A 23,598-nucleotide genomic window follows, 5' to 3' on the forward strand; every position below is an offset into this window, starting at 1 on the left:
AGTGGCGCGCAGCTAGGTACGACACCCGTCTTGGTCACTTGGCTTATCGGTTCGGCCCGGTTGGCCGCTTGCTGCAAGCCACCAGTCGCCTGGGTGTCGAGACCTTTGCCTTCGACCCGGCCGACAACCTGCTGGACGACAAGGCCCAGGAGCTAAATCGCCCGCTGGAAAGCGACCCGCGGCGCTACAAGCTGATGGACAACCTGCTGCGTGAATATGCCGGGACCCACTACCAGTACGACGAAAGCGGCAACCTGATCCATCGCCTGCACCACGGCGAAAAGGCGCGCCTCAGCTGGGACCTGTTCGACTGTTTGGTGCGCTTCGACGATGACAAGCTCAGCGTGGTGTACAGCTACGACGCTCTGGGCCGCCGTCTGCACAAGCACTCCACCGCGCACCATCAGGATGACCCGCGGGCGGGCAGTGGTTGGAACCAGATGCAGCGGGCCAAGCGCCAGCGCGAACTGGGTTGTGGTTACACCTTGTATGGCTGGGATGGCGATAACCTGGCTTGGGAAAACTCACCGCCGCAGGGTGAGGGCGAGACCGGGCGCACTGTGCATTACCTGTACGAGCCGGGCAGCTTCGTGCCGGTGGTCCAGGCGCAACGAAACAACCCGATCCGCCTGCTGCGCCAGCCGGACTGGAGCGACCGGGAATACGATTTCGATCAGGACCCGCTGTGGCACACGGAGGTTAAGCCGCAGGCATTCGATGCGATTCTCTGGTATCAGTGTGACCACCTCGGTACGCCGATGGAGCTGACCGACCATAACGGTGAGATGGCGTGGACGGCACAGTACAAGGCGTGGGGTGAGTTAAGGAGGCCCGCTCGGAGTGGGCTGAACAACCCGATCCGCTTCCAGGGTCAGTACCACGATCATGAGACCGGGCGGCATTACAACCGGCATCGGTACTATTGTGCTTTGCCAAGGTATTGGTGTTGTCGCGTTTCCGTGAAGCCTGCAGTCTGGCAAAAGTCCCTTTTCGAGAAGGCACTGGTAGACATCAGGTCCTGAGTGCCCTCACGCTCTGCTACCGACGCAGCCCTCGCGCCTGAGCAATTCGAGGTCCTTCGGCTTTACTGACGCCTGGTTCAGTTCATCGCCGCTGAACCAGCGGCATTCCACGATCTCGTGCGAGGGATGCGGCGTCATCCCGGGCGACACCGTCATTCGATAAAGCCAGTGTTCTTCGGCCTCGAATACGTGGTGGCCGAGGAACTGCGCATCGAGCATTTCCAGGCTCGTTTCTTCGTGCAATTCCCGCCGCGCTGCGTCGAGCTGGGTTTCCCCGGGGTCGATCTTGCCCCCAGGCAATGACCATTCACCGGTCGCCTTGCGCACCAGCAGGACCTTGCCGGCTTGCAAGCAAATGAGGGTCGAGTGTCGTTCCTTGCTGGTCATCTGCAGTACCTCCTGCAGAGAAGGCCGCAAACGGGCAGGCAAAGTTCCGACGCAACGCCAGAAGGGCACGGCAGCGCAGTGGCCGCGCGCTGCCAACCGCTACAGCGCCCGTACCATCTCCCAGAACGATGCGCCTACCCCGGTGATGCTTTCCCCGGCAATCAGCCCGGCTGCGGCGGTGATCGCAAACCGCTCGGTAACGCTCGGCCACCGGCAACCGACCAGCCAGGTGAGCAGCGCGCCGAGCCCCATCATCATGCTGATCGACGCCGGCAGTATGAACGCCAGCCCCAGCGCGGCGGTACTCGGCAGCCAGCGCGCTGCCCGATGCGGCAGCAGGCTGTCGAGGGCACCCAGCAGCACGCCTGCCGCGCTACCCGCGACGATCGCCCAACGCAGCGCCGGCGACAGCGCTCCCAGCCCCTGCGTCAAGGTCTGGGCCACGGCCTTCCAGGTTGCCACGGCGGGTGCAGGCCATTGCTCGCTGAGCAGTTGCGCCTGCGGGTCGGGAATCAGCATCCGATACACCAACACGGCCACCACGCTGCCGATAAAGATGCCGATGCATTGTGCAATGAGCTGCCGATGCGGCGTCGCACCGATCGCCTGGCCAACCTTGAAATCGTTCATCAGGTCGGTGGATTGCCCGGCCGCGCCACCGGCCGTGTTCGCGCTCATCAGGTTGATCGCCACCTGGCCCGGGGCGACCAGGCCGAAGCCGAGCTGCGACAGCTTGCCGATGGCACCGATCGGCGCAATGCCAGTGGCACCCACCACGCGCGCGGCGACCACGGCAAGGCACACTGCCAGGGGGATGCTCAGCAACGCCATCCACCAGTCGATGCCAAACAGCAACGCTTGTAGCGCTACCACCAGGACAATGGACAACAGCAGCCCGGCAGCCGGCGTCAGGGAAAACCCCGTTTGCGTGCGCGATGCCCGGGCCAGCCGGTCGGCGGGCCTTTGCCGGGGCATTTGCAACAGGCGAACCGCCAGCGATGTCAGGGTCGCGCACACCATCAGGCTGACCCCCGGCCACAGCAGCCATTCCACCAGCGCCGCGAACTGCGGGCCGCTGGCGTTCGGCGCCAGCACCACCAGCGCATGCTCGATCAGCCACGGTGCCAGCCCGCCCCAGGCCAGTGCGGCACCGAGCAGCAACGTCAAGCCCACGCGGATGCCGATGATGCCACCGAAACCGACCAGCATCAGCGAAGGGTCGAGGGTGAAGGTCAGGCGCTCGAGCACTGGCGTGGGGGCCCAGCGCGGTATCGCCCAGACGAAGCCGTCGATCCACTTCACCAGCCCCGACAGCATCGCGGCACTGCAGAGTACCTTGATCCGCAGCATGGCTTCGTGGCCTTGCTGGTAGATCTGTTGCAGGGTCTCCAACGTCGCCATGCCCTCCGGGAATTTCAGGCCATGGTCAGCGAGCAAGGTGGGGCGCAGGTACCAGGCGATCCAGATGCCGAGGAAACTTACCGAGAACACCCAGGCCATCATCGGCAGCGGGTCCAACTGGTGACCGGTGAGCAGGGTATAGGCAGGGATTGGCGCCACCAGCCCGCCGGAAACGATGGACGCGGCGGCCGAGGCCACGGTCTGGTTGATGTTGCTTTCGTGCAGCGTCCACGCCGGCCGGCCCTTGCCGCGCCCTGGCAGGCTCTGCCACACGGCGAAGCCGACCAGCAAGGCGATGATCGACATGTTGAATGACCAGCCGATCCTGAGGCCGGCGTACACATTCGAGGGCGTGAGCAGGATGCCCAGCGCGATGCCGGTGAGTACCGCGCGCAGGCTCAGTTCACGCTCGACGCGCGCCAGGGGCAGGGCAGTGGAGGGGGCATGTCCCATGGCAATCCTTTGTCGGTGAGGCGAGCGCGCTTTGCACAACTGAGCCCCGCTTGCCGCAAAGGTTCACTGGCGCTTGCGGTTGCGCCAGCGCCAGCCTTCGCTCACCACTCGATGCGCTGGCCATCCCAGCCCCAGAAGCTGCCACTCTCGGCTGGCTCAAGCCGCCCCACCAGCTCGATCAGGCACTGTGCGGCAAACGCCGGGGTAAACAGTTTGCCCGCCGGCACGTTGCCTTGAAACGGCCGCGACAGCCGGGTATCGGTGGTGCCCGGATGCACGGCCAGTACGGTAGCGGCGGGGTTCAGGCGTTTCAGCTCGATGCTGGCCGTGTGCAGCAACTGGTTCAATGCCGCCTTGCTGGCGCGGTAGCTGTACCAGCCACCCAGCCGGTTGTCGCTGATCGAGCCGACCCGGGCCGACAGTGCCGCGAACGTGGCGGGCTGCCGGCGCAGCAGCGGCAGCAGGTGCTTGAGCAACAGCACCGGCGCGAACGCGTTGGTGGCGAAGCTGGCCTGCAGGCTGGCCAGGTCCAGTTGCGCCAGTGACTTTTCTGCCTTGCTGCCTTCCTGATGGAGAATGCCCAGGGTACTGATCACCAGGTGCAGGTGATCGCAGCCGTGGCCCACCTGGTGTGCCAGGGCCGCAAGCGCCTGCTCGTCGCGGGCATCGCAATCCACCAGCGCCACTCGCCCAGCGTGCTGCCTGGCCAGGGCCAGCAGCGCATCATTGCTGCTGGCCTGACGCGACACGGCCCAGACCTGGCGCACATCGTCGCGCGCCAGCAACGCCGTGCACAGGGCCAGGCCGATGCCTTGGCTGGCGCCGCACAGCAGTACATTGGCCTGGCCCGTCAGCCCGGGGATGAGCTTCATGCAACACTTTCCGGCGGCGCGACCGGCGCGGAAAGTACCTTGTTCGCCACGCCGAACGGCACATGCACCATCGGCAGATTGCCTGCCGACGACTGCAGGTGGCTGCGCTGGTCATCGAAGAACACATGCGGCTTGAGGATCGACAACACCCGGGGTTTCTCCATTCCGCCGAGGAAGAAACATTCATCCGGCGATACGCCCCAATTCTTCAAGGTGGTCACCACCCGCTCATGCGAAGGTGCGTTGCGTGCCGTGACGATGGCAATGCGCAAGATCCGTTTGTAGCTTGGGTCTTCGGCCAGTTTCCGGTCTTCCAGCATGCGTATCAGCGAAAGCTTGCGGTACAGGTCGGCCAGCGGCCCCGGCGCGTGCGGGGTGGCCATGTGCAGGCGCTCATGCTTCTGGAAGTCGTCCAGGCTGTTGTCGCGCTTGTACACGCTCTCCGCTTCATCGTCGGCGATCACCCCGTCGAAGTCGAAGGCCACCCGTAACTCGGTGTCGATCTCGTCATCGTAGATGCGCGTCGGCAGCACCCGCCCGGCTGGGTAGTTGGCGTCGATCGCCTTCTGCACGTCTTCCTCGTTGGCGCTGAGAAACAGTGAGGCATTGAACGCCGGAATGTATTCGTAAGGTGAGCGGCCAGACATGAACGCCGCGCGGGTGATGTCCAACTGGTAGTGGTCGATCGAGCGAAACACCCGCAGGCCGGTTTCCGGCGAATTGCGCGACAGCAGCACCACTTCCACCGGCAACTGCTCGGGGAACGCCTGGTTGATGCTGAGGAAGCGCCGGATGAACGGGAACGCCACGCCCTTGGGCAAGGGTTCGTCCAGGTTCTGCTGCTGGTGCTGGCGGTAGGCCTCGACGCCCTGGGCCTGGTAGATGTCGTCCGAGACGCTGAGGTCGAACAGCGCACTCGAAGCCACGCCGATGACCAGCTTCTGTTCGATGGGGTAGGGCATGAAGCGACTCCTGAGCCTGTGCTGAAGGCAAGTGTACCCTGTGGGCGCGGATTCACCCGCCAAGGATCCTTTTGCGAGGTGCGCGCGAGGCTGCTAGCCAAGCCTGGCGATGTCGGCAGGCCCAGCGTTGTGAAGCTGTTCGACCAGAAAGTCGACGAACACCCGCACCCGCGCCGGCATTGCCGGGCCACCGACGAATACGGCATGGATCGGCTCGCGGTCACCCGGATTGTAGGCTTCCAGCAACGGTACCAGGCGCCCGCTGGCGAGGTCGTCGGCGACGGTGAAGGTACCGATGCGGGCAATCCCGGCGCCGAGCGTGGCCAATTGCGCCAGGGCTTCGCCACTGCTGCATTCGAGGTTGCCGCTGACCTTCAGCGCAAAGACCTGGCCGTCACGCTGGAACGGCCAGTCCGGCGCGGCGCGGCGGAAGTTGAAACGCAGGCAGTTGTGCCGGGCCAGGTCCTCCGGCACCAGGGGCGTGCCACAGCGTTGCAGGTAGTCAGGGGAGGCGACGATGACCTGGCCGGTTTCGCCGATGGCACGGGCGCTCAACGAGCTGTCCGGCAGCGGGCCGAAGCGTAGCGCCACGTCGGCTTGGCCGCCGGTGATGTCGGCTATTTCGTCGCTGAGGGTAAGGTCGACCAGCACCTGCGGGTAGCGCGCGCTGAACGCCGCCAGCAGCGGCACCACGGTCAGCCGGCCATGGCCCAGCGCTGCGCTGACCCGCAAGCGCCCGCGTGGCACGCCCTGGTCGGTAATGGCTTGTTCCACTTCGTCCAGGTCGGCCAGCACCCGCCGTGCGCCGCGCAGGTACGCCTCGCCTTCAGGGGTGAGGGTGATCGCCCGGGTGGTGCGCAGCAGCAGGCGGGTGCCCAGGCGCTGTTCGGTACGGGCCAGGATGCGGCTCACCGCCGAAGGCGTCAGGCCCAGCGCCCGCGCTGCGGCGGACAGGCTGCCCGCTTGCGCCACCTTGGCGAATATTTCCATCTCTCCGGATCGTCCGCTGAAATCCATTTGTGCCTCATCAGCAAAGGTGGTTCGCAAAAATGCAGTCTAGTGCGGCCTGCTGGTGGATCGTAGCATTTGCAGCACAGATAAGGAGTTTGCCATGCGTATCAATCCCCCGCTTGTCGCACTCGCCATCGGTGCCTTTGGCATTGGTGTCACCGAGTTCGCCCCCATGGGCATGTTGCCCAGTATCGCCACCGACCTTGGCGTCTCGATCCCGGCCGCGGGGTTGCTGGTCAGTGCCTATGCCGTGGGGGTGCTGATCGGCGCACCGCTGATGACCCTGGCCACGGTGAAAGTCCCGCGGCGCTACCTGTTGATCGGGCTGATGGCCATCTTCACCCTCGGCAACCTGCTGTCAGCCCTGGCCGACGACTACGCCAGCCTGCTGGTCGCCCGCGTGGTCACCTCGCTCAACCACGGCGCCTTCTTTGGCATCGGCTCGATCGTCGCGGCCAGCGTGGTGCCGCCCGACAAGCGTGCCGGTGCGGTGGCGGCGATGTTCATGGGCCTGACCCTGGCCACCATCGGTGGCGTGCCGCTGGCCACCTGGTTCGGTGAACTGCTTGGCTGGCGCACGGCATTCTGGGGCATCGCCGGGCTCGGCCTGGTTGCCATGGCCAGCCTCTGGTACGCACTGCCCAATGTGCCCTCGCCCAAAGGTGACGGGGCCATGGCCGAGCTGCGCGTGCTCGGGCGCCGGCCGGTGCTGGCGGCGTTGCTGCTGACCGTGGTGGGCTCCAGTGCGATGTTCACGGTGTTCACCTACATCGCGCCGATCCTGCAGCGCGAGGCGGCCGCGTCTACCACGTTCGTGACAGCCATGCTGGTGCTGTTCGGCGTTGGCCTGACCTTGGGCAACGTGTGGGGCGGCAAGGCGGCGGACCGTTCGGTCGATCGCACCTTGATCGTGTCACTGGCCACCCTGATTGCGGTACTGCTGGTGTTTCCGCTGGTGCTGGGCTGGTCGCTGCCGACGGCATTGGCGATCCTGGTCTGGGGCGCTGCCAGCTTCGCCCTGGTGCCGCCGCTGCAGATGCGTGTGATGGAAGCGGCCAAGGATGCGCCCAACCTGGCCTCGGCGGTGAACATCGGTGCGTTCAACCTGGGCAATGCGATTGGCGCGGCGCTGGGTGGGGCGGTCATCAACGCCGGGCTGGGCTATCCGGCGATTGCCCTGGCGGGGGCTGCGACGGCAGCGCTCGGGTTGTTGATGGTGCTGATGTTTGCCTGGCGTGGGCGGGTGCAGGCGTTGGCGGGGCAGGCAGCCGCGTAAGGCGTCGGGGGCCGCTTTGCGGCCCTTCGCGGGCATCAACCGGTGATTGTCATGGCGTACCGTTGCGGCCATGCAGGTGATAGGCCGGGCGCTCGCTCAGGCGCTCGTAGTAATCGCGCACGGCTGGCAGCTGCGGGTGCTCCAATGGCGTTTCGAACCAGCGGTTGACCGACAGGCCGATGGGGATGTCGGCCAGGGTGAACTGGCTGCCCGCCACATAGGCACCGGTACTGGCCAGCTGGCTGTCGAGGATGCGCATGTAGCGCGCCCAGTCCGCGCAGCCGGCGGCGAGGGCTTGCGGGTCCTGATGGGCCGGCGAGTGCCTGACCAGCGACATGAATGGGTAGCTCCAGGCGCGGTTGAGGTCCGAGGCCTGCCAGTCGATCCACTGGTCGATCCTGGCTCGGGCCTGCGCCTCGCTGGGGTAGAACGCCGTAGCACCGTAGCGGGTGGCCAGGTAGCGGATGATGCTGTTCGATTCCCACAGGGTGAAGCCGCCATCCTGAATCACCGGGACCATGGCGTTGGGGTTCAGCGCGAGGAACTCGGCGCTGTCCGTGGGCTGGAAGCCGGTGCCCCAGTCTTCGCGCTCGTACGCCACCTCGAACTCGGCGCACGCCCACAGGACTTTTCGTACATTGATCGACGAGGCTCTGCCCAATATCCGCAACATGCTATTCGTCCTTGTGTGGGGGAGGTTGATCGTCCGCCACTGCCGTGGCCTGGTCAAGCGGCAGGCGCAGGCAACCGGGTCAGGCTTGCCTGAGGGGCGCGAACTTGGCACCCTTGGCCGGTTTGCATCGTTGGTATCACCACAGAAGGAAGTACGCATTGAGCTGGGACAAGGTGGGGAAACTCCTCGTGGCCGTGCTGATCGGCCTGATGGTCCTGTTGGCCGCTTATGGGTTGCTCCGCGGCAGCCCGCGCCTGGAGGCCTCGCTGACCTACGCCTACCTCACTTATCCCAGCCAGTTCAGCGAGCGCATCAGCAAGGCCAGCGAGCAGCTCAAGTACGAGCAATTGCAGGGCCGTATCAATACCATCAGCGAAGGCGGGCTGAGCCACGACCAGGTCGAGCGGCTGGTCGAGATGGCCCAGGCACCCTATACCCAGCTGTTCGCCAAACCGTTCGAGGCCGGGCTGGTCGACCACCGTACCGGCTTGTTGATCGAGCTGCGCAACAGCGGTGACGCGCCGGTGCGCCAGGTGAAAATTCGTCTGCCAGCCAAGGGCCTGGTGCAGGTACGCGACGCGGCTGGCAACGACACCATCGTCGAGGCCGCTACTGCCCAGGTGGAAATCCCGGCCATAGAGCCTGCTGGCGCGTGCAAGGTATGGGTGTATTTCGATGCGGACTACACGCAGATCCGCCAGGGCGGGATCAGCATCAGCCATGCCGACGGCGAGGCTGACGTGCAAGTTTACCGCGAAGTCATCGGTTTCCCGGCCTGGGTGGCGCGCTACAGCCGCGAACTGATGGCGCTGCTGGGCGTATTGGCGTTCAGTGTGCTGGGCTTGGGGTATGCCTGCCTGGCGCGTCGAAACCTGCGCCAGGCGTAGCCTCTCTAGGCCTGGTGGTGGGCTGATGGCGGTTGCTCGCCGTTAGCAACCGCCGTCGTGCAGCACCAGGCTTTGCCGCAACTGTTCGAGCATGGCCTGGCGCAGAGCCTGCGGCGCCTGTACGCGGATCGAGCCCGCCTGGGACAACAGCCAGCCCATCAGCACGCGGTTGTCGTCGACCGTGGCCACCAGCGTAGCGCCGCCGTCCGCGAGCGCGGTCAATTGCATGTCCGTGGCCAGTGGTTGTGCTTGCAGGCGCCGGGCCAGCCCGTCGTCGACCCAGGCATGCAATTCGATCTGTTCCGGGGGCGCCAGCACGTCAGGTTGCAGTTGCTGTGCTTCGCCCAGGCTCAGGCCGGGTTGCCAATACCAGCCGTACGGCATGCCTTTGCTGTTGCAGCGCAGCGGGAACAGTGCCGCAAGCTCGACCAGGTCCCGCTCGACGGTGCGTTTGCTGGTGCTATAGCCAACGGTTTTCAAGGCGGCCTGCAACTGGGTGGAGCTCATCCCCGGGTGGCGGCCGGGTAGCAGCTTGAGCAGTTGCCACTGGCGGGCGATGGTGTGGCGGGTAGGGTGGCTGGGCAAAAGGTTCGTCCTTGAAAGCAGGTTTGCAGCTTGCCTGGGTGGTGGCGTTTGGCTATCGCCAGCATACCTTTTCAGAGGATGGGATCCAAGTTTGGCGCGTCAGGCGGTCGTGGATCACCACCTGGGGGCCTTGCATGCGCGCGCCAAGCGGCGGTTGACTTGCGCGTCCGGCTAATCCACCAAGAGCAACGCGTTGGCGTATTTTTCCTGATCCGGTGTAAAGGTGGTCAGCATTCCGGTATGACGACAGGTGAGGGTCAGCTCGGTTCGCGTATCGATGTACAGGTCTTCGCCACGGAGGCCCTGCCATTGCGCCAGGTATTTGAAAGAGCCATATTTCATCGGCTTTTTCAGCACCCGATCATGCCCGCCTTTCCAGCCAAGCACCGGCAGCGCGCCATCGATACAGCACCGGGCAATTTCTGGCTGGTGCACAGCCCGCTCACGGCCAATTTCCCAACAGCGGATCAAGCCTTCATCGGGGCCTTTCCAGGCCTGTTCCCAGGTAATCGAAGGGCGGATGGGATGATGTATCGGGCGGTGAATGACGCCGGTGGTGCGATCCATGACCTGAGGTTGTCCGTAATATCCAGTTGGGCTGGATGCTACTAATTGGCCACTATTGTGTCCAGTGTCTCCCAGGCTCCCTACATCCCACCCCGCCGCACGTGCTTCACCAACACCTTCTCCAACAACTCCCACATCGCAGGATCGGTACTGAACGCCACGTTGAAGCGCATCCACCCGGTGGCCTTGGCATCGACCATGAACAGCTGCCCAGGCCCGAGCATGATGCCTTTCTCCAGCGCGTCATCCAGCAACGCCGCACTGTCCGGAATCGCCGGGTGCCGGGTCCAGATGTACATGCCCTCATCCGATTCGATGAACAACTCGAAGCCCAACCGGTGCAGATGCCGGCCAACTTCCTGGTGCGCCTCGGCCAGGCGCTGGCGCAGGCGCTTGAGGTGCTTGCGCCAGCGGCCGTCGATGATCGCGGCGTACACCACGCGCTCCATCACCTGCGAGGTGGTCAGGCCCGAGCGCATCTTCAGGTGCAGCAGCTTCTGCATCAGTTCGGGGTTGGCCAGCAGGTAGCCGACCCGCACATTCGGCGAAATGCTCTTCGAGTAGCTGCCCACGTACACCACCTGCTGCAGGTGATCGAGGCTGGCCAGGCACGGCTGCGGTTCGGCGATCATGTCGGCGTACAGGTTGTTTTCCACCAGGCGGAAGCCATGCTGGCTGGCCAGTTGCAGCAGGCGGTGCAGCTGCGGCAGCGGGGTGCGTGAGCAGGTCGGGCTGTGCAGGTGTGGCTGGGTGAAGAAGGCCGTCGGGCGGTGGTGGGTGAGCAGCTGCTCCAGTTGGTTCAGGTCGTAGCCGGCCGGGGTGCGGGGCACGCCGACCAGGGTCGCACCCTGGGTGCGCAGGATGCTCATCAGGTTGGGGTAGCCAGGGTCGTCCACCAGCACCACATCGCCCGGGCGCACCAGCGTGCGCGCTGCCAGGTCCAGGGCCTGGCTGGCGCCGTGGGTGAGCATCAGTTGCGCCGGGTTGGCGACGATCGACAGTTCCTGCTGCAGGTTCTGCGCGGTCAATGCGCGCAGTTCCAGCAGGCCCATGGGGTCGCCATAGCCCGACAGCTCCAGCGGGCTGCCGGCCACCTGGCGCAAGCCGCGGCGCAGGCCGTCTTCGTACATCCAGTCGTTGGGCAGCCAGCCGCACCCCGGCTTGTACGGCAACTGGCGGATTTCGAAGATCTGCTGCAGGTACCACTCGGAGTTGAACGTTGGTCGACTGGTGTCGGCCTCGGCGTTGTGCGGGTCCAGCAGCTCGCCCGCCGCGCGGTTGACGAAAAACCCGGCATTGCCCCGGCTCACCAGCAGGCCCTGGGCGACCAGGCGGTCGTAGGCTTCGACCACGGTGAAGGTGCTGACCGAGTAGGTCGCGGCAAAGGCGCGAATGGACGGGACCTTGGCGCCTGGCTTGAGGGTCTGGTTGTCGATCAACTCGCGCAGCCCGTCGATGATCTGGTTGACCAGCGGCGTGGAGGAGTCTGGATGTAATTGCAGCATTCGGGACCTTCAGGGTGTGAAACGCCAGGCGCTTGCGCGGTGTACTGCATTGGCGGCCTGTACAGTGCAGTGCGAGTTTCATGCCACTGTGCATGGTTCTCTGCGCCGGACATTTTTACATTAGGTGTCAGATATCGCCACATAAAGCATGTTCAGTTCGCCCCAGGCGTCAGCCCTGGGGCGCGTCAGCAGGCCGCCATGGAAGGCCTGCGTGTGTTCGTCGCACACCATCCTGCCCGCATTAGCACTGATGTACAGGTGAAACCGCCAGCCATCGGGGTTTCACAGTTTTCCTTGGATAAAAAGAAGCACGGGGTACACAACTGATGGACGCAACATCTACAACCACCACCGCGAAAAGCGGGCACGAGAGCAAACTCAGTGCCTCGCTCAAGTCGCGCCACCTGACGATGATGTCGATCGCCGGGGTTATCGGCGGCGCCTTGTTCGTCGGCTCCGGCAGCGTGATCCACAGCGCCGGCCCAGCCGCTGTCCTGGCCTACCTGGCAGGCGGCATCCTGGTGGTACTGATCATGCGCATGCTGGGTGAAATGGCGACGTCCTCGCCGGACACCGGTTCGTTCTCCACCTACGCCGACCGCGCCATTGGCCGTTGGGCCGGTTTCACCATCGGCTGGCTGTACTGGTGGTACTGGGTCATCCTCATGGCCTGGGAAGCCTATGTGGCGGGCAAGATCCTGCACGGTTTCTTCCCCGACGTCAGCGTCAACGTATTCGTGCTGGCCACGACCCTGTTGCTGATCACCGTCAACTTTTTCAACGTCAAGCACTACGGTGAATTCGAGTTCTGGTTCGCCCTGATCAAGGTGATCGCGATCGTCTGCTTCCTGATCGTGTGTACCGCGGCGGTGCTGAACATCTGGCAGTTCGGTGAAGTGCGCGGCATCAGCCACCTCACTGCCGAAGGCTTCATGCCCAATGGCATCACCACCGTGATTGGTGCCTTGCTCGGGGTGATGTTCGCCTTCCTCGGCGCAGAAATCGTCACCATCGCCGCTGCCGAAGCCAAGGACCCGGCCACGCAGATCGTCAAGGCGACCAACTCGGTGGTCTGGCGGGTGTGCCTGTTCTACGTCGGCTCGATCTTCCTGATCGTCTGCCTGGTACCGTGGAACGACCCGCAGCTGGGCGTTTCCGGTTATGGCGCCTATCGCCGCACCCTGGAACTGCTGGGCGTGCCGTATGCCGAGCTGCTGATGAACTTCGTCGTGCTGACCTCGGTGAGCAGTTGCCTGATCTCGGGCCACTACACCGCTTCGCGCATGCTGTTCTCCCTGGCCCAGCGTGGCGACGCACCATCGCTGTTCAAGATCACCCGCGCTGGTACCGGTGTACCGGTGTACGCGATCATGGGTTCGTGCGCGGTGGCCATCGTCTGCGCGCTGATCAACTTCAGCGAGACCCTGCGCCCGAAGGACGTACTGGAAACCCTGATGAACACCACCGGCATGATCGCCCTGCTGGTGTACCTGGTGATTGCCTTCTCGCAACTGCGCATGCGCCGCAAGCTGATCGCCGAAGGCAAGGAAGTACGCCTGAAGATGTGGCTGTTCCCATGGCTGACCTACCTGGTGATCGCCTTCATCGTCGCCGCCCTGGTGACCATGGCCTTCATGCCTGACTACCAGATCCTGGTCATCTCCACCGGTATCGCTGCGGCGATCGTGGTGGCGATGGGCGTGGTGCACCAGATTCGTTCTGGCAAACAGCACTAAACGTCATTCGTTGCGCGAAACGGCCGGCTCCCTTGGGGACCCGGCCGTTTCGCGTTGTTGGGCAGGGTGTTTTTCCGCTGGCATGTGAAAACGCTGGTTCATCCAGGGCGAGCCGAGCAGGGCGGCGGTGGCGATCAGGGCCAGGATGGCAAGGGCCAGATAAGTCTTCATGCGCATGCAAGGAATGACCTGGATGCGCGCCAGCCAGTTCCGCTCGCCCGCAGATCGCAATATGCTGCCCCCATTACTCGCCAGAAGGAGTTGCTCATGGCCTGGTCTGCCAACCAGTATTCGCTGTTCGAAGACGAGCGCACCCGCGCCGTGCGCGACCTGCTCGGTGCCGTGCCGCCACGCCCGGTGCGCCACGCTACCGACCTGGGCTGCGGCCCTGGCAATTCCACCGAGGTGCTGCTGCAACGTTACCCGGACGCCCAGGTGACCGCGCTGGACAGCGACCCGGACATGATCGACAAGGCCCGCGAACGCAAGCGGCTGTGCATCCCCAGGGTGCGCACGCTGGTTGCCGACATCGCCGGCTGGTCCGCCGCCGAACCCCAGGACTTGATCCTGGCCAATGCCTCGCTGCAATGGCTCCCGGACCATGCCTCACTGTACCCGCACCTGGTGCGCCAACTGAGCGAAGGCGCCAGCCTGGCGGTGCAGACCCCGGACAACCTGGACGAACCGGCCCACCGGCAATTGCGCGAGATCGCCAGCCAAGGCCCCTGGGCAGCCAAATTTGCCGATTTCCAGCTGCCGCCGCGGCATAACGCGGCGTTCTACTACGACCTGCTCAGCCCTTTGTGCGCGCGCGTGGATGTGTGGCGCACCACCTATCATCACCCGTTGATGGGCGGCGCCGAAGCGGTGGTGGAATGGTTCAAGGGCTCGGCGCTCAGGCCTTATCTGGCCAAGCTCGATGAACAGGAGCAGGCCGACTTCCTGCAGATGTACCTGCAGGCCATGCAGCGTGACTACCCGCCGGCCAGTGACGGCAAGGTGCTGTTGCCGTTTCCGCGCCTGTTCGTGGTGGCTACCCGCTAGCGCGGCGCCAGCGCCAGGCCACGTAGGCGTAGACGGCGAGGTTGAGCAGCAGCGCGACACTGCCCAGCACCAGCTGGACGGTTGGCGTCAGGCCGGCGGGATAGATCAGCGGCCAGAGGTAATGCTCGATGAAGCCGCCCGGATAACCTGCGTCACCGGCGGCATTGCGCAGCTGGTTTTCCCAGGTGGTCAACGGGCAGCCCAGGTGCAGGTATTCCACCGCCAGGCCCCAGGCCAGGGCTGGCAGGTGCAGCAGCAGGGCTGGGCGCCAGCGCAGCACCAGCAGGCCGCCGAACAGCACCAGCAGGATGAAGGCCAGGTGCAGCAGCACCAAGGTGTCGGCGGCGAGGCGCAAGAGCATGGGGTGAGTGCCGGAGGAGGGGGTTATCCCAGCATAGTCGGGTTGCCTGTTGTGGCCTCTTTGCCGGTTTACCGCGAAGAGGCCAGTACAGGCTTACAGCGCTTCCTCGACCATCTGCAGGAAGGTCGCCACCACCCGCCGCGTGCGTTGCTCGCTCAGGCACACCAAGGTCTCGGTCAGGTGCCGCTGGCAATCGACGATCGGCAGCGCGCATACCCGCGCATCCGCGCCAAACTCCGCTGCCGACACCACCCCCACACCGATCCCCACCACCACCGCTTCACGGGCGGCTTCCCGACCCTCCACCTGGATCGCCGGGCGAATCCGCAAGCCGGCTCGCTGCATCTCCTCTTCCAGCGTCTGTCGCGTCACCGAGCCGGGTTCGCGCAGTACCAGCGGCATATCGTCCAGGTCCGCCAGCCTGATCGAGCCACGGCTGGCCCACGGGTGCTGGTGCGAGACGAACGCCACCATCGGGTCACGGCGCAGCGGCAGGCAATGCAGGCGCTCGTCGTCGACATCCCGGCCCAGCAAGGCCAGGTCGGCCTGGTAACTGAACAGCCGGGCCAGCGATTCGTCGGTGTTGCCGGTCTCGATCTTCACCTGGATGCCCGGGTAGCGCTGGCAGAAGCGGGCGATCTGCGGCAGCACGTGCACCGGCGCATCCACCGCCAGCACCAGGCTGCCGGTGTGCAGGGCGCGTGAGTCGTGCAGCAGTTCATGGGCTTCGGCCTCGCAGGCGAACAGGCGCTGGCTGATGCCCAGCAAGCGCTCACCGAGGTCGGTGAGCTGCACCGAGCGCTTGTTGCGGTGGAACAGCAGTACGCCAAAGCGCTCCTCCAGCTTGCGTACCTGGTCCGATACTGCCGGCTGGGTAAGAAACAACTTGGCTGCCGCGCGGGTAAAGCTGCCGTGCACGGCCACGGCATGGAAGGCCTTGAGTTGGGCGTGGGAGACCGACATGAATACCTCAGTAACAAGTCTGGCTTATGTGTGAAATACGATAAATCGATTTTATTTATCAGTCAGCAGCTGTTTCCATAGCTTTCAGCCCGACGCTGGCACCACAAGTGCCGCCAGGGCCATGGCCCCCACACGGTGCCATCTGACCCGATGACAGCCCTCGTCATCGCTGTGCGCAACACAACAACAAGACAGGCGTTTCTTCACATTCTGCCGGCACACTTGAGCAAGAGGTCAGACTTAAATGAACCAATCCCTAGCCACGTTGAAACGCTGGCGCATCCAGATCTTCGCCATCACCTGGCTGGCCTACGCCGCCTTCTACTTCACCCGCAAGGCCTTCTCGGTGGCCAAGCTGGGCATCGCCGAAGACCCGAATTTCATGCTCGACAAGGCCGCCATGGCCAACCTCGACGCGATCTACCTGGCCGCCTATGCCGTGGGCCAGTTCACCTGGGGCATGCTTGCCGACCGCTTCGGCCCGCGCGTGGTGGTACTCGGCGGCCTGCTGATTTCTGCAGGCGCCGCCGTGGTGATGGGCAGTTACGCCACCTTCCCGATCTTTGCCACCTGCATGCTGGTGCAAGGCCTGGCGCAATCCACCGGCTGGGCCGGGTTGTGCAAGAATATCGGCAGTTTCTTCCCCGCCGTGCAGCGCGGACGGGTGCTGGGCTTGTGGAGCTCCTGCTATGCCTTCGGCGGCCTGGTGGCCTCGCCGTTCGCCGGTTGGTGGGCCTACACCCTGGTCGGCACCTGGCACGCGGCGTTCTTTTCCAGTGCCGCCGTGGTGGCGCTGGTGGCGCTGCTGTTCTTCTTCCTGCAGCGCAACAAGCCTGAAGACGTCGGCCTGCCGGCGGTCGAACCGGAACCGCAGAGCATGGCCCCGGGCGGCAACCTGTGCAGCCTGTGGGCACCGCTGAAGGAAATCCTGCGCAACCGTACGGTGCTGACCCTGGGGCTGGCCTACTTCCTGTTGAAACCGGCGCGCTACGCCATCCTGCTGTGGGGGCCGGTGATCGTCTTCGAGCAGATGCCCTCGGTGGGCAAGGTGGGCGCGGCGATCATCCCCACGGCCTTCGAGCTGGCCGGGCTGCTCGGGCCGATCCTGATCGGCCTGGCTTCGGACAAACTGTTCAGTGCCCGGCGCATGCCGGCCTGCGTGATCAGCCTGGTGCTGCTGACCGTGGCCCTGGCGGCGTTCATGGCGGCCATGCACACCGGCAGCGTGGTGCTGGTGGTGGCCCTGCTGTTCATCATGGGCCTGACCCTGTACGGGCCGGACTCGATGATCAGTGGCGCTGCGGCAATCGACTTCGGCACCGCCAAGGCCGGCGCCACCGCAGCAGGCTTCGTCAATGGTTGTGGTTCGGTGGGGGCGGTGCTGGGCGGGCTGCTACCGGGCTACTTCGACGGCGTCACGGTGTTCATCGTGTTCGCCGGCTGTGCGCTGTTCTCGGCACTGGTACTGCTGCCGCACTGGAACAGCCGCCCGGCCAGCGCTGCGCAGAGCGCCGACCTGGCACCAAACACCAGCATGGCAATCAAGCCATTGCGTACCTGAAAGGAAAGCGAGCGAATGAGACCCTTCTGGCTGCAACAGGCCCTGGATTCGGCGCAGGAAGCGGTGTGCCCGCCATTGCCTGGCGATGCCCGTTGCGATGTGTGCATCGTCGGTGGCGGCTACACCGGGCTGTGGACTGCACTGATGCTCAAGGAGGCGCAGCCGGCCCTGGACATCGTGCTGATCGAGGCCGATATCTGCGGTGCCGGCGCCAGTGGGCGCAACGGTGGTTGCGCGTTGTCCTGGTCGGCCAAGTACTTCACCCTGGAACGCCTGTTCGGCGTGGCCGAGGCGGTGCGCCTGGTGCGCGAGTCGGAGCGCAGCATCGGTGAAATCGGTGCGTTCTGCGCAGCCAACGGCATCGACTGTGACTACCGCCTGGACGGCACGTTGTACACCGCCACCAACGCGGCCCAGGTGGGTGCTACTGACGCGGTGATCGCCGCGCTGCAGCGCCAGGGCATCAATTCGTTCCGCCGCCTGCCGCTGGACCAGGTGCAGCGCCTGGCAGGCTCGGCGCGGCACCTGGAGGGCTGGTTCTCGCCGGCCGCCGCCACGGTGCAGCCAGGCAAGCTGGTGCGCGGCCTGCGCCGGGTGGCCTTGCAGCGCGGCGTGCGCATTCATGAAGGCACGGCCATGACCGGCCTGGAGCATGGCGCCCCGGTGCAAGTGCGCACCACCCATGGCACGCTGCGCGCCGACCGCGTGGTGCTCGGCCTGAATGCCTGGATGGCGCGGGCCTTCCCGCAGTTCGAGCGCAGCGTGGCGATTGTTTCCAGCGACATGGTCATCACCGAACCGTGCCCCGACTTGCTGCGCCAGGTCGGCCTGGACAGCGGTATCAGCGTGCTCGACTCGCGCATCTTCGTGCATTACTACCACAACACCTCCGATGGCCGGCTGATGCTCGGCAAGGGCGGCAATACCTTTGCCTACGGCGGGCGCATGTTGCCGGTGTTCGACCAGCCGTCGCCATACCGGCCACTGCTGCGCGAAAGCCTGGGCGGGTTTTTCCCGGCGCTGGCCGAGGTGCCGCTGGCGGCCAGCTGGAACGGGCCGTCGGACCGCTCGGTAACCGGTTTGCCGTTCTTTGGCCGGCTGGACGGGCAGGGCAACGTGTTCTACGGCTTTGGCTATTCGGGCAGTGGGGTCGGCCCGTGCCACATGGGCGGGCAGATCCTCTCGTCGCTGGCCCTGGGCCTGGACAACCCATGGACCCGCTCGCCGCTGGTCAAGGGGCCGCTGGGGTGGTTCCCGCCCGAGCCGATTCGCTACCTCGGCTCGTTGCTGGTGCGCAATGCCATCCGCCGCAAGGAGCGCGCCGAAGACCACGGTTTGCGCCCGCGTCGGCTGGACGTACGCCTGGCACGCTTTGCCGCGGCAGCGGGCAAGGCCGATAAAGGCTGACGAGATTTCTTGTCGATCGCATGCCTGAGGGCGTATAAACTGCACCCACTTTTGGCCGGTCGCTTCCTGAACCGGCCGCTGAAACAAGAGAGTCGACATGGGCGCACAGTGGAAAGCCAAACATAAAGAAGCCGCGGCCAACGCCAAAGGCAAGATCATGGGCAAGCTGTCCAAAGAGATCCAGATCGCCGCCAAGTCCGGCGCCGACCCTGACATGAACCCGCGCCTGCGCCTGGCCATCGAGCAGGCCAAGAAGGCCTCGATGACCCGCGAAACCCTGGAACGCGCCATCCGCAAGGGCGCGGGCCTGGACGGCGATGCCGTGCAGTACTCGGCGGTCAGCTACGAAGGCTTCGCCCCGCACCAGGTGCCGCTGATCGTCGAGTGCCTGACCGACAACGTCAACCGCACCGTCGCGCAGATCCGCGTGCTGTTCCGCAAAGGCCAGCTGGGCGCCAGCGGCTCGGTAGCCTGGGATTTCAACCACGTTGGCCTGATCGAAGCCACCGCCAACGGCGACGCCGACCCAGAGATGGCCGCCATCGAAGCCGGTGCCCAGGACTTCGAAGAAGGTGACGAAGAGGGTTCGACCCTGTTCATTACCGACACCACCGACCTGGATGCCGTGCAGAAGGCCCTGCCGGAACATGGCTTCACCGTGACCTCGGCGAAGATCGGCTACACCCCGAAGAACCCGGTGAGTGCCGCCAGCCTGAGTGCCGAGGCGCTGGCCGAGGTGGAAGCGTTCCTCGAGGCGATCGACGAGAACGATGATGTGCAGAACGTGTACGTCGGCCTGACTGACTGATCCGTGTAATCGGGGCCGCTTTGCGGCCCATCGCGACGCAAGGCCGCTCCTACAGGGTTTGGCGCATCACTGAATGGCGCTGATCCCTGCAGCAGCGGCCTTGTGTCGCGAAACGAGGGCAAAGCCCTCGCCCGCGGTCTGGAGCCGAGCCCGATGAACCCCACCTTCGCCTCCCTCAGCCTCGCCCACCTGCGTACCCTCGACCACCTGCTGCAGCTGAAGAACCTCAGCCACGCCGCCGAGCGCCTGGGCGTCAGCCAGTCCGCCCTGAGCCGCCAGCTGGCCCACCTGCGCGAAGCCTTCGACGACCCGCTACTGGTGCGCCAGGGCCGGGGTTATGTGCTCAGCGAACACGCCGAAGCGCTGGTCGAACCCCTGCGCCAGGTACTCGAAGAGCTGCATGCACTGCGCCAACCCGCAGTGTTCGACCCGGCACGTTGCGAGCGGCGTTTCTGCCTGGCCGCTTCGGACTACGTGGCCGAGCACATGCTGCCGCTGCTGGTGGCGGCGCTGGAGCGCGAAGCACCGGGGGTATCGCTGGAGTATCGCACCTGGCAGGCCGGCCAGTACGCCTTGCTGGCCAGTGGCGAGATCGACCTGGCCACCACCTTGTTCGACGAGTCGCCGCCCAACCTGCACGGCCGCCTGCTGGGTGAAGACCGCGCGGTGTGCCTGATGCGCCACGACCACCCGCTGGCCACCCACGGTGCGCTCAGCCAGGCCGACTACCTGGCGCACAAGCATGTGCGGATTTCCGGCGGCGGCGACAAGGACAGCTTCATCGACCGCCACCTGCGTGCCCAGGGGCTGCAGCGGCGGGTCAGCCTGGAAGTGCCGTTCTTCTCCGCCACCGTGCAGGTGATCGCCAACAGCCAGGCGCTGGCCACCGTGCCCGAGCACATCGCCCGCCAATTGTGCCGCCTGCATCAGCTGGCCTGGCGGCCGCTGGGCTTCATCGACCACAGCCAGCGTTACTGGGTGGTGTGGCACCAGCGCCTGCAGGCTTCGGCCGAGCACCGCTGGTTGCGCAACCGGGTGTTCGAGTTGTGGCGCCAGTCGCAGTTCGGTGTGCAGGGCGGACATGCGGGTTTGCCATAGCAGGTATGCGCAAGGCGGGGTTATTCGCTGTGCAATAGGTGCCTAGACTTGGGGGCATCGTGTTGCCTGTACCGGCCCTTCGCCGGCAGGCCGGCGACAGGGCCGGTACAGGCAGTAGATAAACCACAGGAGCCCCACGTGACCCCCGAACAATTCCGCCAATACGGCCACCAGCTGATCGACCTGATCGCCGACTACCGCCAGAGCGTCGGCGAACGCCCGGTCATGGCCCAGGTCGAGCCCGGCTACCTCAAGGCGGCCTTGCCCGGCAGCGCCCCCCGGCAAGGCGAGCCCTTCGCCGCGATCATCGACGACGTCAACCAGTTGGTCATGCCCGGCCTGTCCCACTGGCAACACCCGGATTTCTACGGCTACTTCCCCTCCAACGGCACCCTGTCATCGGTGCTGGGCGACTTCCTCAGCACCGGCCTCGGCGTACTCGGCCTGTCGTGGCAATCCAGCCCGGCGCTGAGCGAGCTGGAGGAAACCACCCTCGATTGGCTGCGCCAGCTGCTCGGCCTGTCCGACCAGTGGAGCGGGGTAATCCAGGACACCGCGTCGACCAGCACCCTGGTGGCGCTGATCTGTGCCCGTGAACGCGCCAGCGACTACGCCCTGGTGCGCGGTGGCCTGCAAGCCCAGGGCAAGCCGTTGATCGTCTACGTCAGCGCCCATGCCCACAGCTCGGTGGACAAGGCGGCGCTGCTGGCCGGTTTCGGCCGCGACAACATCCGCCTGATCCTGACCGACGAACACTATGCCCTGCGCCCAGAGGCGTTGCAGGCCGCGATCGAGCAGGACTTGGCCGCCGGCCATCAGCCCTGCGCCGTGGTCGCCACCACTGGCACCACGGCCACCACGGCGCTCGACCCGCTGCGCCCGATCGGCGACATCGCCCAGGCCCATGGCCTGTGGCTACATGTGGATTCGGCCATGGCCGGCTCGGCGATGATCCTGCCGGAGTGCCGCTGGATGTGGGATGGCATCGAGCTGGCGGACTCGGTGGTGGTCAATGCGCACAAGTGGTTGGGCGTTGCTTTCGATTGCTCGATCTACTACGTGCGCGACCCGCAGCACCTGATCCGGGTGATGAGCACCAACCCCAGCTACCTGCAGTCGGCGGTGGACGGCGAGGTGAAGAACCTGCGTGACTGGGGCATCCCGCTGGGCCGGCGGTTCCGCGCGTTGAAGCTGTGGTTCATGTTGCGTAGCGAGGGTGTTGATGCGTTGCAGGCGCGCTTGCGGCGTGACCTGGACAATGCCCAGTGGTTGGCCGCGCAGGTCGATGCGGCGGCGGATTGGGAAGTGCTGGCGCCAGTGCCGTTGCAGACCTTGTGCATTCGCCACCGGCCGGTGGGGCTGGAAGGGGACGCGCTGGATGCACATACCAAGGGTTGGGCCGAGCGGCTGAATGCGTCGGGGGAGGCTTACGTGACGCCGGCGACGCTGGATGGGCGGTGGATGGTGCGGGTGTCGATCGGGGCGCTGCCGACCGAGCGGGGGGATGTCGAGCGGTTGTGGCAGCGGTTACAGGAGGTGGTCAAGGGTTGAGACTACCGGGGCCGCGTTGCGGCCCCGGCCATCCATCAGTGGCTCACTGCCTGCAAACTGCCTTTGCGGCTGGCTTCATACGCTTCTTTTTCCATCGGCTTGGCCTCGGATTACCCAGGTCTTCCATCGCCAGGCGATGGGTTTCCGGGGCAATGTAGGCCGCCAGGGCGCACATGCAGGTAATGAAGAACGCCAGGCCACCGATCACCAGCGGGATGTTGTCCGAGCCGGGCGGGGCGACCAGGGCGAACAGCGCCGGCAGCATGGCGGTCAGCATGGTGCCGATGTTCTGGGCGATGGCCATGGCCGACACGCGGTAGCGGGTCTGGAACAGCTCCGGGTAGAAGCTTGGGAACACCGCGTTGTAACCCTGGTAGACCATGCCCCACATGACGATCGAGGTGGCGAACGCCAGCGGTACGTTGTGGATGCTGATCGCATACAGGTAGACGAACGCCAGCAGGCCCGAGCCCAGGCAGCCCGCGATCATGGTCGGGCGCCGGCCGATCTTGTCGGAGAGGTTGCCGACGAACGGAATCACCAGCACCGCGACGATGTTGCCAACCACCGGGATCCACAAGTACACGCTCTTGTCGAAGCCGATGCCATAGGCCGGTTGTACCGCGTAGGCGGCACCGAAGATGGTGGCCACCACCGGGATCACGTTCATCAGGGCCATGAACATCACCAGCACCATGTGCTTCCAGCTGTGGCGGAAGGCCTCGCGGATCGGTGACTTGGCGACTTTGTCCTGCTTCTCTTCCTTCACGAACGCCGGGGTTTCGTGCACTTCCTTGCGGATGATGAAGCCGGCCACCAGTACGAAGGCGCTCATCAGGAACGGAATGCGCCAGCCCCAGTCGCTGAAGGCTTCGCTCGGCATGAAGTAGGCCAATGGCAGGAATACCGCTGCCGCCAGCACCTGGCCGGCCTGCACCCCTTGCAGGGTGAAGCTGGCGAAGTAGCCCCTGCGGCCGAACGGCGCATGCTCCATGATCATGGAGCTGGCGCCGGAAATTTCGCCGGCCACGGCAAAGCCCTGGATCAGGCGCAGTACCACCAGCAAGGCGGGGGCGAGGTAACCGATGTCGTGGTAGGTAGGCAGCAGGCCCACGGCCATGGTCGACAGGCCCATCAGGAACATGCACAGCAGCAGGACATTCTTGCGCCCGCGGGTGTCACCCCAGTGGCCCAGCACGAAGGCGCCGACCGGGCGCGCCAGGTAGCCCACGCCGTAGGTGGCCAGCGAGGCGATGATGGCCATCTTCGGGTCGGTGTTGGGGAAGAATATCTGCGGGAAAATCAGCGCCGCGGCCTGGGCGTAGATGAAAAAGTCGTAGTACTCGAGTGCCGAGCCTATCCATCCACTGGCGGTCGCTTTCTTGGCTTGCGAGCTGGAGTGAGCCATCGTTGTCTCCGTTGTTATTGTTGTTTGCGCAGGGTCGGCCATCGCTTTCGCAAGGGCAGG

The 23,598-nt window shown here is 65.1% G+C and carries 21 protein-coding genes and 2 pseudogenes; 10 read left to right on the forward strand and 13 right to left on the reverse strand.

Going from position 1 to position 23,598, the window contains the following annotated elements:
- Window positions 1-17: 17 nt before the first annotated feature.
- Window positions 18-923 (forward strand): annotated as a pseudogene (locus HG549_RS10430) (RHS domain-containing protein); the annotation flags it as partial.
- Between the two features lie 105 nt (window positions 924-1,028).
- Here the strand turns inward: HG549_RS10430 and HG549_RS10435 are convergent.
- The 5 genes from HG549_RS10435 to HG549_RS10455 form a co-directional block, all read right to left on the reverse strand.
- Window positions 1,029-1,409: an NUDIX domain-containing protein gene (locus tag HG549_RS10435; RefSeq protein WP_170029415.1), complete on the reverse strand. Its 381-nt coding sequence runs from the start codon at window positions 1,407-1,409 to the stop codon at window positions 1,029-1,031.
- A gap of 99 nt (window positions 1,410-1,508) precedes the next feature.
- Window positions 1,509-3,263, reverse strand: coding sequence for an OPT family oligopeptide transporter (locus HG549_RS10440; RefSeq protein ID WP_170029416.1), 1,755 nt, complete (start codon window positions 3,261-3,263; stop codon window positions 1,509-1,511).
- Window positions 3,264-3,364: 101 nt separating this feature from the next.
- Entirely contained in the window at window positions 3,365-4,135 is a 771-nt protein-coding gene (locus HG549_RS10445) for an SDR family NAD(P)-dependent oxidoreductase (protein WP_170029417.1), read from the reverse strand.
- Window positions 4,132-5,097 carry a 5'-nucleotidase gene (locus HG549_RS10450; protein ID WP_170029418.1) on the reverse strand — a complete coding sequence of 322 codons (966 nt, stop codon included), beginning with the start codon at window positions 5,095-5,097 and terminating at the stop codon, window positions 4,132-4,134. Before HG549_RS10450 ends, HG549_RS10445 begins: the two co-directional genes overlap by 4 nt.
- Before the next feature lie 93 nt (window positions 5,098-5,190).
- Window positions 5,191-6,114 (reverse strand): LysR family transcriptional regulator, encoded by a 924-nt coding sequence (locus HG549_RS10455; RefSeq protein WP_170029419.1) that lies wholly within the window; start codon window positions 6,112-6,114, stop codon window positions 5,191-5,193.
- A gap of 94 nt (window positions 6,115-6,208) precedes the next feature.
- Here HG549_RS10455 and HG549_RS10460 point away from each other — a divergent pair, with 94 nt between their 5' ends.
- Complete coding sequence (locus tag HG549_RS10460) at window positions 6,209-7,384, forward strand: MFS transporter (RefSeq protein ID WP_170029420.1); 1,176 nt, start codon at window positions 6,209-6,211, stop codon at window positions 7,382-7,384.
- 49 nt (window positions 7,385-7,433) lie between these two features.
- On the opposite strand, the gene HG549_RS10465 is transcribed toward HG549_RS10460, so the two are convergent.
- Window positions 7,434-8,057: a glutathione S-transferase family protein gene (locus HG549_RS10465; RefSeq protein ID WP_170029421.1), complete on the reverse strand. Its 624-nt coding sequence runs from the start codon at window positions 8,055-8,057 to the stop codon at window positions 7,434-7,436.
- Window positions 8,058-8,215: 158 nt separating this feature from the next.
- Between HG549_RS10465 and HG549_RS10470 the strand changes: the two genes are divergently transcribed.
- Complete coding sequence (locus HG549_RS10470) at window positions 8,216-8,944, forward strand: hypothetical protein (protein ID WP_170029422.1); 729 nt, start codon at window positions 8,216-8,218, stop codon at window positions 8,942-8,944.
- 42 nt (window positions 8,945-8,986) lie between these two features.
- Here HG549_RS10470 and HG549_RS10475 read toward each other — a convergent pair whose 3' ends face one another.
- From HG549_RS10475 to HG549_RS10485, 3 genes are all read right to left on the reverse strand, one after another.
- Window positions 8,987-9,529, reverse strand: coding sequence for a WYL domain-containing protein (locus tag HG549_RS10475; protein WP_170029423.1), 543 nt, complete (start codon window positions 9,527-9,529; stop codon window positions 8,987-8,989).
- Between the two features lie 171 nt (window positions 9,530-9,700).
- Window positions 9,701-10,096, reverse strand: coding sequence for a hypothetical protein (locus HG549_RS10480; RefSeq protein ID WP_170029424.1), 396 nt, complete (start codon window positions 10,094-10,096; stop codon window positions 9,701-9,703).
- An 80-nt stretch (window positions 10,097-10,176) separates the two neighbouring features.
- The gene (locus HG549_RS10485; RefSeq protein ID WP_170029425.1) at window positions 10,177-11,601 is read right to left on the reverse strand and encodes a PLP-dependent aminotransferase family protein; all 1,425 of its coding nucleotides are present in this window, start codon (window positions 11,599-11,601) and stop codon (window positions 10,177-10,179) included.
- 326 nt (window positions 11,602-11,927) lie between these two features.
- On the opposite strand from HG549_RS10485, the gene HG549_RS10490 reads away from it, so the two are divergent.
- Window positions 11,928-13,337: an amino acid permease gene (locus tag HG549_RS10490; RefSeq protein ID WP_170029426.1), complete on the forward strand. Its 1,410-nt coding sequence runs from the start codon at window positions 11,928-11,930 to the stop codon at window positions 13,335-13,337.
- A 3-nt stretch (window positions 13,338-13,340) separates the two neighbouring features.
- On the opposite strand, the gene HG549_RS10495 is transcribed toward HG549_RS10490, so the two are convergent.
- On the reverse strand, window positions 13,341-13,514 hold the full coding sequence (locus HG549_RS10495; protein ID WP_170029427.1) for a hypothetical protein: 174 nt from the start codon (window positions 13,512-13,514) through the stop codon (window positions 13,341-13,343).
- A gap of 90 nt (window positions 13,515-13,604) precedes the next feature.
- Here HG549_RS10495 and tam point away from each other — a divergent pair, with 90 nt between their 5' ends.
- Window positions 13,605-14,381 (forward strand): trans-aconitate 2-methyltransferase, encoded by a 777-nt coding sequence (tam, locus tag HG549_RS10500; RefSeq protein ID WP_170029428.1) that lies wholly within the window; start codon window positions 13,605-13,607, stop codon window positions 14,379-14,381.
- On the opposite strand, the gene HG549_RS10505 is transcribed toward tam, so the two are convergent.
- Entirely contained in the window at window positions 14,371-14,742 is a 372-nt protein-coding gene (locus HG549_RS10505; protein WP_170029429.1) for a DUF2784 domain-containing protein, read from the reverse strand. The genes tam and HG549_RS10505 overlap by 11 nt on opposite strands.
- Window positions 14,743-14,835: 93 nt before the next feature.
- A complete protein-coding gene (locus HG549_RS10510) occupies window positions 14,836-15,705 on the reverse strand; it encodes a LysR substrate-binding domain-containing protein (RefSeq protein ID WP_170029430.1) in 870 nt (289 codons plus the stop codon).
- 244 nt (window positions 15,706-15,949) lie between these two features.
- Here HG549_RS10510 and HG549_RS10515 point away from each other — a divergent pair, with 244 nt between their 5' ends.
- From HG549_RS10515 to HG549_RS10535, 5 genes are all read left to right on the forward strand, one after another.
- Window positions 15,950-17,266, forward strand: coding sequence for an MFS transporter (locus tag HG549_RS10515; protein WP_170029431.1), 1,317 nt, complete (start codon window positions 15,950-15,952; stop codon window positions 17,264-17,266).
- 15 nt (window positions 17,267-17,281) lie between these two features.
- A complete protein-coding gene (locus HG549_RS10520) occupies window positions 17,282-18,673 on the forward strand; it encodes an FAD-dependent oxidoreductase (RefSeq protein WP_170029432.1) in 1,392 nt (463 codons plus the stop codon).
- 97 nt (window positions 18,674-18,770) lie between these two features.
- A complete protein-coding gene (locus HG549_RS10525) occupies window positions 18,771-19,481 on the forward strand; it encodes a YebC/PmpR family DNA-binding transcriptional regulator (RefSeq protein ID WP_170029433.1) in 711 nt (236 codons plus the stop codon).
- Between the two features lie 153 nt (window positions 19,482-19,634).
- Window positions 19,635-20,579, forward strand: a complete 945-nt coding sequence (locus tag HG549_RS10530; RefSeq protein ID WP_170029434.1) for a LysR family transcriptional regulator — start codon at window positions 19,635-19,637, stop codon at window positions 20,577-20,579.
- A gap of 138 nt (window positions 20,580-20,717) precedes the next feature.
- Window positions 20,718-22,130: a DOPA decarboxylase gene (locus tag HG549_RS10535; protein WP_170029435.1), complete on the forward strand. Its 1,413-nt coding sequence runs from the start codon at window positions 20,718-20,720 to the stop codon at window positions 22,128-22,130.
- A gap of 35 nt (window positions 22,131-22,165) precedes the next feature.
- On the opposite strand, the pseudogene HG549_RS10540 reads toward HG549_RS10535, so the two are convergent.
- Window positions 22,166-23,538: pseudogene (locus HG549_RS10540) on the reverse strand (MFS transporter).
- Window positions 23,539-23,598 lie beyond the last annotated feature (60 nt).

It is taken from the genome of Pseudomonas sp. SK (genome assembly GCF_012975065.1).
Taxonomy (GTDB): Bacteria; Pseudomonadota; Gammaproteobacteria; order Pseudomonadales; family Pseudomonadaceae; genus Aquipseudomonas; species Aquipseudomonas anuradhapurensis.